At 57.2% G+C, this 15,205-nt stretch carries 14 protein-coding genes and 1 pseudogene; 5 read left to right on the forward strand and 10 right to left on the reverse strand.

The window, feature by feature from the left end:
• Positions 1 to 28: 28 nt before the first annotated feature.
• Genes ACM6IR_RS25810 through ACM6IR_RS25825 form a run of 4 tightly spaced genes read left to right on the forward strand, consistent with a single transcriptional unit; the run spans position 29 to position 4,031 of the window.
• Positions 29 to 1,156 carry an extracellular solute-binding protein gene (locus ACM6IR_RS25810; RefSeq protein ID WP_414910299.1) on the forward strand — a complete coding sequence of 376 codons (1,128 nt, stop codon included), beginning with the start codon at positions 29 to 31 and terminating at the stop codon, positions 1,154 to 1,156.
• A gap of 23 nt (positions 1,157 to 1,179) precedes the next feature.
• Positions 1,180 to 2,109, forward strand: a complete 930-nt coding sequence (locus ACM6IR_RS25815; RefSeq protein WP_414910300.1) for an ABC transporter permease — start codon at positions 1,180 to 1,182, stop codon at positions 2,107 to 2,109.
• The gene (locus ACM6IR_RS25820; protein WP_414910301.1) at positions 2,106 to 2,903 is read left to right on the forward strand and encodes an ABC transporter permease; all 798 of its coding nucleotides are present in this window, start codon (positions 2,106 to 2,108) and stop codon (positions 2,901 to 2,903) included. The genes ACM6IR_RS25815 and ACM6IR_RS25820 overlap by 4 nt, the downstream gene beginning before the upstream one ends.
• A gap of 39 nt (positions 2,904 to 2,942) precedes the next feature.
• Positions 2,943 to 4,031 carry an ABC transporter ATP-binding protein gene (locus ACM6IR_RS25825; protein WP_414910302.1) on the forward strand — a complete coding sequence of 363 codons (1,089 nt, stop codon included), beginning with the start codon at positions 2,943 to 2,945 and terminating at the stop codon, positions 4,029 to 4,031.
• A gap of 69 nt (positions 4,032 to 4,100) precedes the next feature.
• On the opposite strand, the gene ACM6IR_RS25830 is transcribed toward ACM6IR_RS25825, so the two are convergent.
• The 10 genes and pseudogenes from ACM6IR_RS25830 to phbB form a co-directional block, all read right to left on the reverse strand.
• Positions 4,101 to 4,595 carry a PaaI family thioesterase gene (locus tag ACM6IR_RS25830; RefSeq protein WP_414910303.1) on the reverse strand — a complete coding sequence of 165 codons (495 nt, stop codon included), beginning with the start codon at positions 4,593 to 4,595 and terminating at the stop codon, positions 4,101 to 4,103.
• A 414-nt stretch (positions 4,596 to 5,009) separates the two neighbouring features.
• Positions 5,010 to 5,123: pseudogene (locus ACM6IR_RS25835) on the reverse strand (winged helix-turn-helix domain-containing protein); the annotation flags it as partial.
• 29 nt (positions 5,124 to 5,152) lie between these two features.
• The gene (locus tag ACM6IR_RS25840; RefSeq protein ID WP_414910304.1) at positions 5,153 to 6,193 is read right to left on the reverse strand and encodes a hypothetical protein; all 1,041 of its coding nucleotides are present in this window, start codon (positions 6,191 to 6,193) and stop codon (positions 5,153 to 5,155) included.
• Positions 6,194 to 6,327: 134 nt separating this feature from the next.
• Positions 6,328 to 6,780 carry a chromate resistance protein ChrB domain-containing protein gene (locus ACM6IR_RS25845; protein WP_414910305.1) on the reverse strand — a complete coding sequence of 151 codons (453 nt, stop codon included), beginning with the start codon at positions 6,778 to 6,780 and terminating at the stop codon, positions 6,328 to 6,330.
• 84 nt (positions 6,781 to 6,864) lie between these two features.
• Complete coding sequence (gene chrA, locus ACM6IR_RS25850; protein ID WP_414910306.1) at positions 6,865 to 8,223, reverse strand: chromate efflux transporter; 1,359 nt, start codon at positions 8,221 to 8,223, stop codon at positions 6,865 to 6,867.
• Entirely contained in the window at positions 8,216 to 9,160 is a 945-nt protein-coding gene (locus tag ACM6IR_RS25855; RefSeq protein WP_414910307.1) for a chromate resistance protein ChrB domain-containing protein, read from the reverse strand. Before ACM6IR_RS25855 ends, chrA begins: the two co-directional genes overlap by 8 nt.
• 236 nt (positions 9,161 to 9,396) lie before the next feature.
• Positions 9,397 to 9,663 (reverse strand): hypothetical protein, encoded by a 267-nt coding sequence (locus tag ACM6IR_RS25860; protein ID WP_414910308.1) that lies wholly within the window; start codon positions 9,661 to 9,663, stop codon positions 9,397 to 9,399.
• A gap of 240 nt (positions 9,664 to 9,903) precedes the next feature.
• Positions 9,904 to 11,607 carry a class I poly(R)-hydroxyalkanoic acid synthase gene (phaC, locus tag ACM6IR_RS25865; RefSeq protein WP_414910309.1) on the reverse strand — a complete coding sequence of 568 codons (1,704 nt, stop codon included), beginning with the start codon at positions 11,605 to 11,607 and terminating at the stop codon, positions 9,904 to 9,906.
• Positions 11,608 to 11,779: 172 nt separating this feature from the next.
• Positions 11,780 to 12,958 carry an acetyl-CoA C-acetyltransferase gene (locus tag ACM6IR_RS25870; RefSeq protein WP_414910310.1) on the reverse strand — a complete coding sequence of 393 codons (1,179 nt, stop codon included), beginning with the start codon at positions 12,956 to 12,958 and terminating at the stop codon, positions 11,780 to 11,782.
• A gap of 64 nt (positions 12,959 to 13,022) precedes the next feature.
• Positions 13,023 to 13,769, reverse strand: coding sequence for an acetoacetyl-CoA reductase (gene phbB / locus ACM6IR_RS25875; protein ID WP_414910311.1), 747 nt, complete (start codon positions 13,767 to 13,769; stop codon positions 13,023 to 13,025).
• 268 nt (positions 13,770 to 14,037) lie between these two features.
• Here phbB and ACM6IR_RS25880 point away from each other — a divergent pair, with 268 nt between their 5' ends.
• On the forward strand, positions 14,038 to 15,147 hold the full coding sequence (locus tag ACM6IR_RS25880) for an AraC family transcriptional regulator (protein ID WP_414910367.1): 1,110 nt from the start codon (positions 14,038 to 14,040) through the stop codon (positions 15,145 to 15,147).
• Positions 15,148 to 15,205 lie beyond the last annotated feature (58 nt).

A 15,205-nucleotide genomic window follows, 5' to 3' on the forward strand; every position in this document is an offset into this window, starting at 1 on the left:
CACTTTCCATCACCCGGGAGAGACAATAATGAATAATCGCATCGACCTTTCACGCCGTACCTTCCTCAAGACCACTAGCATTCTCGCAGGCACCGCAGCGCTTTGCGGCGTGCTGCCCTTGAGAAGCTTTGCCGCCGCGGAAAAAGAACTGGTAATCCTGGCATGGGCCGGGCACGCGGAACCGGACATCGTCTCCGATTTCGAGCGTAAATATGGGGTCAAGGTCCGGGCCAAGTACTACACCGGTGGGGACAACATGCTGGGGCTGATCTCGCAATCGCCACCCGGCACCTTCGATCTGATCCTGTCCGACGCCGAATATGTGCAGCAACTCAATGCCGCCGACTACATCGAGCAACTCGACCCGGCTGATTACCCCTTCGATGACTTCTACCCAGAGTTCCAGCATTTTCCCGGCCATTGGCAGGGTGACAAGCTCTACTCGGTGCTGATCCGCTTTGGCTTTCTCGGCATCGCCTACAACACGCAACTCGTGCCCGAAGCCAAGGTGCGCAGCTATGACGTGTTCTGGGATGAAAGCCTCAAAGGCAAGGTCGGTCACTTCGACTGGCACCTGCCGAACCTTGGGCAGATCAGTTTGCTCAATGGCAATGCGCGCCCCTATGACATCGATACTGCGCACTGGCAAACCGTGCAGCAGAAGATGATGAGTCTACGTCCGCAGATCGGTGGCTTCTTCGATTACGGCGGAACCTTTTCTTCGCTGAAAAACGGTCAGGTCCATGCCATGTGCGGCATCGGTGACTGGATCACCGGGGTCCTGCAACGCGCCGGCGCACCGGTAAAAACCGTGCTGCCGCAGGAGGGCGGGTTGCAATGGACGGAGTCTTACTGCATCGCCCGAAAAGCACACAGCCCGGATCTGGCGAAGAAGTTCATTCAATACATCACCTCACCGGAAGGCCAGGTCAAGTCGGCGAAGATGGCCGCCTATCCAGCACTCATCCCGAGCAAAAAAGGATGGGAACTGCTGAACCGAACTGATCCCGCCGAAGCGAAGCGTCAAGGCATGGTACTCGGTCAGCGCAACGTCATGGATGATATCCGCGACGGCCGTATCAAGTACCGCGAGCTACCGGTCCAGCAGAACCTGGAGGAGTGGAACGACTTCTGGTCGCAATACAAGGGTGCTTGACGAGACGCGTGGAGGTGGTCGCAATGATGACAGACAAGTTAAAGACTTCACCGCCGGTACTGACGGACAACGCTTCTGCCGAGCTATTGGTGCGGCAGCGAGGTCACAAAAGGGGATGGCGTCTGCCCTGGTATGGGCTCAGCTTCTCGATGCCGATCCTGATCTGGCAGTTGATCTTCTTTGTATTTCCGCTGGCGTTCCTGGTAGCGATCAGCTTCTGGGTCGTGCGCAACTTCCGGATGGTGCCGACATTTGAGTGGCTGAACTGGAGCTACATGCTCAGTCGCGGCTTCTTTTGGGATGCCTACGTCCACACCCTTTCGATGGCGGCGGGTGCCACCGTACTGGTCAGTATGGTGGCTTTCCCTTGTGCCTATACGATCGCCTTCAAGTTCCGCGAGTCGGTAAAGCAGTTGCTGGTGTTGCTGCTGATCACGCCGTTTTTCACCAGCTACCTGGTTCGCACCTATTCATGGCAGGTGTTCCTCAGCGATAACGGGATCTTCAATTCCGCGCTGGGTCAACTCGGGCTGGAACCATTGGCGATGCTGAACACGGCGTTCGGCACCTATGTTGGCTACTTCACGCTTTGCCTGCCGTTGGTGGTGCTGCTTCAACTCTTCAGCCTGATGTACATCGATCGCTCGTTGATCGAGGCCGCGCATAACCTTGGCTGCGGACGACTGCGAACAGTGTTCCTGGTGGTGGTGCCGTCGGCGCGGATCGGCATCGTTGTCGCGGCGCTGTTCTGTTTCATTCTGACCTTCGGCGACTTCGTCAGTCCGCTCTATCTGGGGGGCGGTCAGCCGCCGACCTTGAGCACCCTGATCACTGATACCACCAAGTCCGGTCAGCAATGGCCGCGCGCGGCGGTGATCGCAACGATGATGATCGTGACGCTGCTCATCGCGGCCTTTGGCGCGGTTCGATTCGCTTACCGGAGACGCGCATGAACGAGCATCGTCTGATTAACTTGTTGCTGCGCAGCTTTGTCGTACTGGTGTTCATTTTCATCTTTACGCCCATTGCCGGCAGCTTCGTGTTCTCGTTCAACATCGACCGTTTTCCGTCGTTGCCGCTGGGCGGTTTCAGCCTGCACTGGTACGAGACGATCGCCGCTGACCCGACGGTTTGGCAAGCCTTCAGGAACAGCCTCACGGTAGGGGTGGTCGTGTCGCTGGTGTCCACGCTGCTCGGATTCACTGCGGCGTATACAGACTTCCGTTACCAGTTCTTCGGCAAGTCGATCTACATGGCGCTCGCGCTACTGCCGCCCACTATTCCGGTGGTGATCATGGGGCTGGCAATGCTGGCGTTCCTGTCGCGGGTCGGGCTTTCCGGCGAGATTTACGCGGTCATGATCAGCCACATCGTGATGTGTGCACCGTTCGCGATGGCGGTCATCAGGATGCGCCTGGCGCAGATGGACCCGAACATCGAGGCGGCGGCCTGGAACCTTGGGGCCAATCAGTGGAAGGCCATGCGTTATGTGATCCTGCCGTTCACGGCGCCCAGCATTTTCGCTGCGTTGTTCGTGACCATGGCCGTTTCCTTCGATGAGTTCGCCGTCGCCTGGTTCGTGTCGGGGCTTAACGAGACCGTCCCGGTGCGCATCCTCAATACCTTGCAAGGCCAGGTGAGCCCGACCATCAACGCGATCGGCACGATCGTCTTCATCACGACCATGACCCTGGTGACCCTCGCGCAGCTGCTGTTGATGCGGCGGCGTAAGCCCGCGAGTGCCTGATACCAACCTGACAATCATCCGGACACGAAGGATTCAGCCATGACTCAACCGCTGGTGGTATTCGACAACGTGGTCAAGCACTTCGGCAGTTACCAGGCCGTCGAGCGTATGAACCTGGAAATTTACAAAGGTGAGTTCGTCGCGATCATGGGGTCGAGCGGATGCGGCAAGACCACGACGCTGCGTATGCTCGCGGGTCTCGATAAACCCAGCGAGGGTGAAATTCGCCTTAACGGTGAGCGAATCAATGACCTCTGCTCCTGGGAGCGAGAGACGCCACTGGTCTGGCAAAACCTCGCGCTGTTCCCGTTTCTTAACGTCTTGGAGAATGTCGAGTTCGGCCTGCGCATGCGTGGCATGGCCAAGGCCGAGCGGCGCCAAAAGGCGCTGCACTGGCTTGAGCGGCTTGGATTGGAGGAGTTCGCCACGCGCGATATCAGCCTGCTTTCCGGGGGGCAACGCCAACGGGTGGCGTTGGCACGTTCATTGGTGACCGAACCGCCGATCCTGCTGCTCGACGAGCCACTGAGCGCTCTCGATGCTCATCTGAGCGTGCGCATGCAAGGCGTGCTGACCGGACTGCAAAAAGACCTGGGCATCACCTTTGTTTACGTCACTCACAGTCAATCCGAAGCGTTTGCAATGGCCGATCGGGTTGTGATCATGAGTCGGGGCCGGGTTGAACAGATCGGCGCGCCACAGGAGATTTTCCTTGAGCCTCACAACCGCTTCGTCGCCGAGTTCGTTGGCGGCAAAAACATCCTCTGCGGCGCGGTCGTCGGCTTTGACGATGCTGGATTGGTTCGCCTCGATTGCGAACACGGTGAGTTCCTGGCGCGGCTGCCAGAGGGGAAATCGGTTGTCCCCGCAGAGCGAGTCACTGTCTGCGTCAGCGCCGAGCATATCGACCTGACCGCGCAGCCGGTCCGGCGCAACCGACTGACCTGCACCGTCGTCGGTGAAGAGTTCATCGGCTCGATGGTTAACATCTACCTCGAAGCCAAGGACGGGCTCGAACTACAGGTGCAGAAAACCCATGCCGATTACAAGCTGCTTGGCGTGCACTGCGGGCAAAAAATCTTCGCTGAATGGGACGGTGTGCATGCACTGATTCTGCGAGGGGACTGAGGTATTGATGCCTGCCTGGCATCATGTGCGCGTGCCACCCCGTGCAGCACCTGCCCGGGTGTGGGTAACCTATTGACTATGAGCGGCTGCGGCCAGTTGCTCGGTGTCTACGCGAACAAAAATGGAATCTCCCATCGCCGTGAGCACGTCCCCCGCGTAGACCTCACAGATCACGCGGCTTTTACGTCCCACATCACCTTCTACTTTCGCCCGTAGGGTCAGCGGTACACCCATTGGGGTCGGTTTGATGAATTTGATGCCCAGGCTGCCAGTGACGCAACTGATGCGGGGGAGGCTGGCGACGTCGCGGTGTTCCATCCGGTATTGATAGGCCATCGCCGTCCAGTTTGAATGACAGTCGACCAGCATCGCGATCAACCCGCCGTAAACCAGATCCGGCCAGCCACAATACTTGGTATCAGGCATGTACTCGGCCATGACATGCACGCCGTCGTCATGCCAGAAGCTCTTGATGTGAAGCCCGTGCGGATTATTGCTGCCGCAGCCGTAACAAACGCCTTCAGGCGCAGCGGTGTCTTGCAGGGAGGTGTCGTGCGTGGACATACCTTGGTCATCCTGGAACATGTCAAAACGCGAATCTTAACGCTGAAACGATAAAGATGAGCGCTCATCCGGCATGCCCCGATACATCGGAATCTTCCCCCGGTACGAAAAGCGGTGGTTGCATGGATAAAAGTGGCAACGATGAACACAAGAGTCGAGGAACATGTTGGGCGCCTTGATACTGATCCCGGCGTTCGTCTTGGGGAAGAAAATGGAGGAGATGGAGCAACTTGAGGCAGCAACACATACGTTGTAGCAGCTGGCGGAGCCTGCGTTCGGCTGCGCAGCAGTCGTAAATCCTGCCCCCACGATTTGCCTGAAGACCGAGGCGTTTGATTATGCGGCTGCTACGCAGCCGAACGCAGGCTTCGCCAGCTGCTACACGGATCTCGGGGGTGTTCAATAAATGAATGTTCAAGGAATACAGCGGTAACCCACGCCCGTTTCGGTCACCAGATGACGCGGCTGGAACGGGTCAACTTCGACTTTTTTGCGCAAACCTCCCATGAAGACACGAAGGTAAGGGGTATCGGTAGTGAATCCATTCGAGCGATGCGCTACCGGGGATCCATGATCCGTAGTACCGGATGCCCGTCAATATCCTTGAGCGGAAAATACGAGCGGTGCGTCGAGGTATCGACGGCAACGACATGCGCATGCGGGCCCACGCTGCCACTGCCGATTTTCGTGACGACGGTACCCTTGACGTGGAACATCGACACAATGCCGGCCTCTCCGGCTACATAAAGTGTGTTCAGCACGGGATCGAACGCAAGCACATCAGGGGTTCCCCCCGTATCGAATTCCTGGATAACCCGCATGGTGTGCATGTCCAGTACGAGGAGCTTGTCGTTACCTTCGCACGCGATAAAGGCAAGCCGGTCACGCGGATCGATCAACAAACCATGGTTGCCACGCGCACCTGGCAGGTCAATGCGCGCCACAATTTGGTCGGTCGCGGGATCGATATCGATAAGTTGCCGACGTGTCTGGATATTGACGAAGATATGTCGTGAGATGGGGTCATATTGTGTATTGCCGACTTCCCCCCCCAGCGGAATTGTCGCAACACGAGTGTTAGTGCGCACGTCGATCACCGTTTCGGTCTCGCCGTTTTCGTTCGATACGTAAAGCTTTTGTAGGTCGGGCACATAAGCCATGCCGTCTGGATAGATGCCGCCCGGTATGCGACTGACAATTGCCAGGGTCTCTTCGTCAATCGCAACGATTTCGTTCGTACCGGTTGCCGAAGCATAGACACGTGACAACTCGGGAATAACCAGCACACCGTGTACCGACGAGACGTTCGAAATGCGCCCGGCAACGCGGGATTCACGCAGGTCAAAGGCGATAACTTCACCATCACCCAGATGCGCGATGAACATCAGGTTGCGCTCTGGATCGTAGCTCTCGTAATCGAGCCGAGTGGCGCCACCGGGCAATGGAATGTCGGCGACGTGCTTCAGTGGCAGGTTGTTAGTCGGAGGCTCGTCGGCTGCCTGACCATCGCGAAGGCTTGCGAAGTCCATAACGGCGAGCGCAGTCAACAGAACGGCGAAAACTGGCAGAGTGAAACGGCGATTGTCCCGTCTGTTCATGAGGCCTTCTCCTGCTCGGACCAGGCGGGTTCAACCGCCTTGCCGAAGTCACAGCAATGTGGAGATCAGAGCGTGCAGTGTTTCACTGATCATGAACCCAACGCTGGGCTTGGCCTCAGTGTGAACAAGCCCCTTCACATCTGCGGAGGCCAGTTATGCGACTCGCCCTGACACTCCTTGCACCAGGCATACAGCGCGTCATATATGATCAAACCCTGTGCCAGCATTTCGTGGTCATCGGCATAACGCTGCGATAGTCCCAGCGAAATCGCGTACAGCCCAGCCGATTGCGGCGTCAAATCCAGGCGGGAGGTATCGGCCCCGCGCACGATTTTGGCCAGATGCTGCAAGGCAGGATCACTGAGCTGATACTTCTTCAGGAACGCATCAAAGCTGCACAGCTCACCTACGTGGGAAAGCTCAACGCCCGGAATGTCGTAAGGCGTTGCATCTTTCTCAGCGGCAATCTGCAGAACCTCTTTGCTGGGCACGTACAAGAACTCGGCCTCAGGATCGATAAAATGAGTGATCAGCCAGGGACAGGCAATCCGATCAATCTTGGGTCGCTCACGGGTAATCCACCTCATGGAACACCTCCTGCCTGACTAAGCAGGCTGGGTGATCTGGCCGGCCCGATGCCTGCCAGAAAACGGTTGGTCTACGCACGCTTTTTAGCGCAGCAGATGCACTGCCAAACCAGTGAGCGCGCAGGCCATCAGTACTTGAATGACGCCACGCTTGAAGCGAAACAAGGCAATCGCGGCGGCAATGGCGATCAGTGCAGAGGGCCAGTCGAGGGTGCCGCTGAACCCTTTGGGCCACAGCACGTGATAGCCGAAGAACACCGCCAGATTGAGAATGACCCCGACGACCGCTGCAGTAATCCCCGTAAGCGGTGCGGTGAACTTGAGTTCGTTGTGAGTCGCCTCCACCAGCGGGCCGCCGATGAGGATGAACAGGAACGAAGGCAGGAAGGTGAACCAGGTCACCAGAGTGGCCGCGACGGCTCCGGCGAGAAATACATGATCGGCACCGAACACTTGCAACACGTAGGCACCGATGAAACCAACAAAAGCCACCACCATAATCAGCGGCCCTGGCGTAGTTTCCCCCAGTGCCAAGCCATCGATCATTTGTGTCGGTGTGAGCCAGCCATAGTGACCTACTGCGCCTTGGTAGACGTAGGGGAGCACGGCATAGGCGCCGCCAAATGTCAGCAGCGCCGCCTTGGTAAAGAACCAGCCCATTTGGGTCAAGGTACCTTCCCAGCCAAAGAGTGCAGTCAGGATCCCCATTGGCAAAGCCCACAGGGCCGCGCCGATGAGTGCCAGCAGTGCCAGTTTCAACCAGCTGAACCGGGCATGGTCAGGGGACGGGGTGTCGTCATCGATCAAGGCTGGGCCATAGGATTTTTTGGCAGCGCTGTGACCTCCGGTCCTGAATTTCTCGGGAGCCAGGCGGCCTCCTGCATAACCGATTAACGCGGCTCCCAGCACGATCAGCGGGAACGGCACATTGAACACGAAGATCGCAGTAAACGACGCGGCCGCCATCGCCCACAACCAGTTGTTCTTCAGGGCACGCGAGCCGATTCGATGGGCCGCTTGCACGACAATGGCCGTCACGGCGGGCTTGATGCCATAGAAAAGCCCGGCCACCACCGGCACTTCGCCGAAGGCGATGTACATCCAGGACAACGCGATCAGGATGAACAGCGAGGGCAGCACAAACAGCACGCCCGCGATCACGCCGCCCCGGGTTCGGTGCATCAGCCAGCCGATGTAGGTCGCCAGTTGCTGCGCCTCCGGCCCTGGAAGCAGCATGCAGTAGTTGAGGGCATGCAGGAATCTGCGCTCGGATATCCAGCGTCGCCGTTCTACCAACTCTTGGTGCATGATCGAAATCTGTCCCGCTGGCCCGCCGAAACTGATAAAGCCGAGCTTCAGCCAGAACCAGAACGCCTCACGCAAGCTGATCGCCACCGGCATCGATAGATCCTCTTCAACCTTTGATGGCAAAACCTTACTCATTGGGTTGTTCCTCTTTCACAAACCCGGCGAGCAGGCCGTTGAAAATGGCGCTCGCAGCCGCCAGCAATTGGTCGTCGTGGGTAATGGTTTCGCGCAGCCCTGCCAGCACGCGCTCGATACCGGCAGCCTCCACGGGCTGAATGCCTCCGATATCGAGGTAGTGCACCAAGGCCGCGATGCGGTTCAGGCCTGGTGCTTGAAGTTCAAAGCTGGCTTGCAAGGTTTCGAAGGTGACGCGATTGCCGACATGACTGAACGTCGCGTCATCGAAGTCGAAACCCAGTGCGTCGGCGGGACAGTCCTGCGGGCTATCGAGCCAGATGATCCGAGCCTGTGGATCAATGAAGCGCCGAATCAGCCACGCACACGCCAGTCGGTCGACCCAGGGGCGTTTGCGGGTTGCCCAGGTCCGGCCTTGATAGTCGCCACGGTCGAGTGTCGTTATAGGTAGGTCGCGGCTATGGGGTTCATCAGCCGACAACGCCCTGCTGATAGCTGTCTCAAGCTCCTGCAAGACTGAATCAATCTGCTGCTTCGACTTACCTGGGAAATAATCGACGTTGGTGAGTTGATCGTAGGTTTTGCGTAGCTTGCGAATCTGTTTGGTGGTGGCCAATGCGTTTTCTGGATTGAGTTGCCCACGGCATTCTTCGATCTCTGCGCGTAGTTTGCTGTAGTCATCGCTACGGTCGAACAACTCGACAAAACGCTCACCGTCAGGATCGACGACAGGCAGGATGTAAGCGGTGCCATTGATGGCCAAGATGTCGTGCTCAACAGACGCCAGTGCTTCACGGCAGACGCGGGTATCTGGCAACAGATAGGCACCGTCGCGTAAGACTGCCGCGCCGCAGGCTTTCAAGGCACGCCAGGCTCGCATGCGCTCGGTGGCATTAGCAGTGGGTAAGCCGAGAATAAGCGTTAGCCAATTTTTCATGTAGAGTTAGCTATTTATTGTGTAGTAATGATTACATTATCTCCTTTTTTGGCGTATGGAAAGTCGTCTTTCATTGCAAGCGACTTTTGCGAAACCGGGTGAATGAAAGCTTATGCAGCCAGGGGGGAGGGCGCGCCAGTAGCAATGGAGTTTCAACACGGGAATGACTGCTTTTGGCTTTTTGCCTGTCACCCCTGACTGAATCCGGGGCGATTCATAGCGATCCGCGAGAATGCTTACTCTGGCATTGTCCAGGATTGTAGCTTGTAGCCCTCCTGGCTCAACTCGGCGCGCACCTCTTCCAGCAGGCTTTCCAGCTGCGCCGGGTCGGAATAGGCACTGCTTGGAATCTGTTTGCGACAAATACGAGTGTTGGCCCGGTCGATGATGGTCAGGCTCAGTTCGCCATTACCGTCTTGCGGAGCCCAGGCGACGCATTGAAAAGGTTTGAATGCGTGGCCGGCAATCAAAAGTGCTTCGTTGATACGGAACGGGGTGCTCATGGGTCGTCTCTCCTTGTACCCAAACAAATGATGTGCCGTCGGGTGGGCTTACCGGTCGGCTGTTTATTGGTAGGGGTGGGGCGGGTCACACGTAATAAGAAGTTGGCGCTGATTGAAAACTGACCCAGGGCGGATTGCTGATTTTGCAGCAGCAATAGTGGATAAACTTTGCAGCGTGCCGATCATATGAGCCGCAGTAGACCTGCTGCATGCAGTCATGCAGCAGGGTATTTCAGTCTTTCATTGCTTAACATAACTACCTGGCGCCGGCTCCAGAGGCGGGAATTTGTCATTCCATATGTGCGGAACCGCTGGTTGGCGCTCGCCGGAGTGTCCCGCCAGCCAGTTGAACCAATCATTCCACCAGCTACCGGGTTGCTGCTCGGCATTCTTGAACCAGGTCTCCGGATTTTTCGTGACCCGATTATTGGTCCAGTAATGGCGCTTCTGCTTGGCCGGTGGATTGATGACGCCGGCGATATGCCCTGAAGCTCCTAATACAAAGCGCTTGGCCCCGGAGAGCAGGTTGGTGCTGGCGTAGGCGCTTTTCCAGGGCACGATGTGATCGTCATGGGTGGCGAGGATGTAAGCGGGAGCGTCAATTGCACGCAAATCCAGCTTGACCCCACAACACTCCAGCTCGCCTGATTTCAAATCGTTCTGCAGATAGGTATGGCGCAGATACCAGCAGTACATCGGCCCCGGAAGGTTGGTGCTGTCGTTGTTCCAGAACAGCAGATCAAGCGGGATCGGCTTCTGCCCCTTGAGGTATTTGTCGACGTTGTAGTTCCACCACAGCTCGTTGGGGCGCAGTAGGGAAAAGGTATTGCCCATGTCCTCACCACGAAACAGACCGATGGGACCATTCATGCCGCCGATGGTGCGCTCCCGATAGGACACCAGTTCTTCGTCGACGAATATGTCGATGGGACCGGTATCCAGGTAATCAAGGAACGTGGTGAACAGGCTCACGCTGGCGATCTCCCGGTCGCCGCGTGCAGCAAGTACTGCCAGCGCCGTGCTCAACAGGGTGCCGCCGATGCAGAAGCCCACGCAATTGAGTCGCTGCTCGCCACTGATCTCGCGGGTCACCTGCAAGGCGTCGATTACCCCGTGCTCAATCAGGTCATCCCAGGTGGTGCCAGCGTGTTCCTCGTCAAAGTTGCGCCAGGACATCAGGAATACGGGATGTCCCTGTTCCAGCAGGTGGCGGACCATCGAGTTGTCCGGGCGCAGATCAAGGATGTAGTACTTGTTGATCGACGGAGGTACGACGAATACCGGGTGTCGGTACTGGGTTTCGCTTTGCGGGTAGTACTGAATTAGCTGGAATAGGTGATTCTCAAAGACAATTTCGCCGGGGGTGCTGGCCAGGTCGACGCCAACCTTGAAGGCACCGCTATCACACTGGCGCATTTTGCCTTCGTTCATGTCGCTGGCCAGATGCTGCATACCTGTGAGCAGGCTGGCACCTTGAGTCTCAACCATACGCTGGAGCGCATCAGGGTTACTGACCAGGAAATTGCTTGGTGCACTGGCGGCAATTGCTTGCTCCACCAGATAGCGCAGGCGTTGGCGCGGTTTTTTTTCGTCAATCAGCAGCTTGTCGAGCAGTTTCAGGAGAAAGCTGGAGTTGAGCAGGTAAAACGCAGCCAGGGAGCCGAACAGTGGCTCGCTCCAGTTGCCGCTGGAGAAGCGTCGATCATCGAAGCTGAAGGGTTGGCCGGTCAGCAGTTTTTGGCCGAGTTGGCACCATTGAACCTGGTAGTCCGCTTGAAGGCTGTCCAGGGTTTCGCGAGGCAACTCGAACCAGGCGCCGTGCTCATGCCCGCAAAACCATGGATTAGCGCTGACCCATAGGCGTAATTGTTGCACTGCAAAGGAAGCGATGAACGGAACCTGGCCTGACCAATAGGTTTTGAATGTATGCGCGTTGTTGTCCATAAAGTTCCTTGCCCATACAGATGAGCCGGGCAGAAAAAAAGCCGCGCTTTGCCGGACTCCGGCGTAGCGACGGCAGGAATGCGGGCAGCGTTGTCTGACGCCAACCTGACGCCAATCTGATGCGCGGAACAAGGGTCCCAAGTCCGCGCATGGGCTACTCAGATGCCGTTGGTTAGCGCTCGATAGCCAGGCCGACGCCTTGTCCGCCGCCGATGCACAAAGTGGCCAGCCCCTTCTTGCCGTCGCGACGGATCAGTTCGTGCACCAGCGACACTAGAATCCGTGCCCCCGACGCGCCGATCGGATGGCCAAGGGCGATCGCGCCGCCGTTGACGTTGACCTTGCTGGTGTCCCAACCCAACTCTTTACCAACCGCCAGCGACTGGGCGGCGAAGGCTTCATTGGCTTCGATCAGGTCCAGGTCCTCGATGCTCCAGCCGGCCTTTTGCAGGGTCAGACGTGTAGCCGGGACTGGGCCGATGCCCATGATCGACGGGTCCACGCCGGCGCTGGCATAGGCTTTGATCCGTGCCAGTACTGGAAGGCCCAGCGCTTGTGCTTTAGCGGCGCTGGCCAGCAACAGCACGGCCGCACCATCGTTGAGGGTCGAAGAGTTGCCGGCAGTCACGCTGCCGTCTTTCTGGAATGCCGGTTTGAGTTTCGCCAACGCTTGCGCAGTGCTGTCGATACGCGGCTGTTCGTCGGTGTCGAAGACCAGCGGTTCGCCCTTGCGCTGAGGAATCAGGATCGGGGTGATTTCGCTCTGGAAACGCCCGCCCTCAATGGCTGCGGCGGCCTTCTGTTGCGAGGCGGCAGAGAAGGCATCCTGTGCTTCACGAGAGATCTCATACTTCTGCACCAGATTCTCGGCGGTGATACCCATGTGGTAGTCGTTGAAGGCGTCCCACAGGCCATCCTGGATCATGCTGTCTTGCAGTTGCGCATGGCCCATACGCAGGCCGGTGCGTACCTTGGGCAGAACATAGGGGGCCAGACTCATATTTTCCTGACCGCCAGCGATTACCAGTTCCGCGTCGCCGCAACGGATTGCCTGGATGGCGAGTTGGACCGCCTTGAGACCGGAGCCGCAGACCTTGTTCAAGGTCAGGGCAGGCGTGGTGTGTGGCAAGCCAGCCTTGATCGCGGTCTGGCGTGCCGGGTTTTGCCCCGCGCCGGCAGTGAGTACCTGGCCGAGTATCACTTCATCAATTTGAGCAGCATCGATACCCGTCTGCTCCAGCAAGCGGCGAATCACTGCGGCACCCAGTTCGGTCGCGGGAATTGCAGACAAAGCACCCTGGAAACTGCCAATGGCGGTACGAGTAGCGGCAACGATTACGACTTCGTTCATGCGTGACCTCATCGAAAAGACAAAATTCGTCGAGCAAACCAGGGCATTCCTGCCCTGATCGGGGTTATTGCATGTTCATGCCGCCGTTTACCGAGAAATCGGCACCGGTGCTGTAGGCGGACTCATCGGAAGCCAGCCAGGCCACGATTGAGGCAATCTCTTCGGGTTGGCCAAGGCGACCAACCGGAGTTGCTGCGATCATGCCTTCCAGAATGTCCGGGCGAATTGCCGCAGTCATAGAGGTCTGGATGTAGCCTGGGGATACGGTATTGACGGTTACGCCCTTGCCGGAGACTTCCCGGGCCAGGGCCATGGTGAAACCATGAATGCCAGCCTTGGCGGCGGAGTAGTTGGTCTGACCGAACTGGCCACGCTGACCGTTGATCGAGGAGATATTGATGATCCGCCCCCAACCGTTGGCCAACATGCCTTCAATGACCTGCTTGGTAGTGTTGAACAAGCCCGTCAGGTTAGTCCCGATCACGCTGTTCCAGTCTTCCGGGGTGAGCTTGCGAAAAGAGGCGTCGCGAGTGATGCCGGCGTTGTTGACCAGCACATCGATCGGGCCGAATTGTTCACGAGCCATCTCGAAAGCCTTGCGGGTGCTCTCCCAATCAGTGACGTCGCCATAGATGCATTCGAACCGATAACCCGCCTCCAGCTGGCTGGCAATCCAGTCGTTCTTGCGGCTGGAGTCAGAGCTGCAGCCGACGATTACCTTGAATCCTTCCTTGTATAGACGTTGGCTGATTGCCGTACCGATACCGCCCATACCACCCGTTACCACAGCAATACGACTACGCGACTCCATACTTCTACTCCATTTTTTTACGCTGCTGGAGAGAAGATTGTTGGTTATCGACGGGCCGTGTGGAAGTGTTTGAAGGTGACGTTCTTCTGTCCTTCGGTGCCACGCGGGGAGGTGCCCGCTGGAAAAAAATGAGGAGTGCCTATACTGAGGTCAATGTTTAGAACTGAATGGGTAGTTAATATTTCTGCAACGTAGTTGAAATATGTTCAACGCATGTCAGTATCGGCTCCGGACAGGATGTTCGGTTCCAGTGGTCAATGAGGACGCCATGTATAGAATGAGTTCAGGTTATGCCAGCATGCTGGCGAATACGTTTTTGGCCCAAGGACTGGACCTTGCCGGTCTGTGCCAGGAGGCAGGACTGGATGTCGAGTTCGTGAATAAACCAGGAGAATTCTGCGAGCGAAGCGTTATCTATCGTCTTTGGGACTTGGCTGCTCAGGCTTCGGATGATCTGAATATCGGTTTGAAAGCCTACGGGGAATTCCATCCCAGTAGTTTTCAGATCGTGGGCTACACAATGATGTCCAGTTCGAATCTGAAAAGGGCGCTTGAACGTCTGGTTCGTTTCAGCCCGTTGATCGGCACTGGATTCAGCCTTTTCCTTGTCCAGGAGCAGCAGCATTACCGATTGGCCAATCTCGATCGTCAGCAACATGGCTCGGTCAAACCCCGGCAATACACGGATGCAGCCTTGGCTTCGCTGCTGGGTTTCTGCCGTTGGCTGGCAGGTGGCAAGTCACCGCAACCGTTGAGTGTGGAGTTCACTTATCCCGAACCTGAAGACACGTCGGAGCATCAGCGGCTCTTTGGCTGTCCGCTGATTTTCGGGGCGGCATATGACAGCATCTTGTTCGATGGCCAGGAGCTTCTGAGTCCGTTGAGCATGGCCAACGAGGCGTTGGCCACACTCCATGACAGTTTTGCCGAGGCTCAGTTGGACCTGTTGTCCGGCTACTCTATTGTTGGCAGGGTTCGCGCGCTGATTAACGAGCGCTTGAGCCAGGGGCAAGGCCAATGTGATATGGAATCGATTGCGGCGGCACTGAGCATCAGCAAGCGAACGCTCCAACGAGGCCTTGAAAAGGACGGCACGCAATTCAAGGATGTCCTGAACGATGTGCGCCGGCAGTTGGCCGACTTCTATTTGCGCCATTCTCATTTCAACATGAAGCATGTGACTTACCTGCTCGGCTTTCATGATCACAGCAGCTTCCATAAGGCATGCACCCGTTGGTTCGGTATGACCCCCGGTCAGTATCGAACCGACGATTCGTTGCTTATGCTCGAGGAATTCGCGCCGGTTCGACTCATGAACCCCGTCGGTTTGCGCAGAGATCAAAAGATCGCAGGCTTCGCCGAACGGATGCACCGCTAATCCATTGTGAAGGGTCATTGAGGCTTGGGGCCTGTTGTCCCTTTGCTCGCTTTGCGCT

The sequence above is a fragment of the Pseudomonas sp. IT-P253 genome, from assembly GCF_949768125.1.
Taxonomy (GTDB): Bacteria; Pseudomonadota; Gammaproteobacteria; order Pseudomonadales; family Pseudomonadaceae; genus Aquipseudomonas.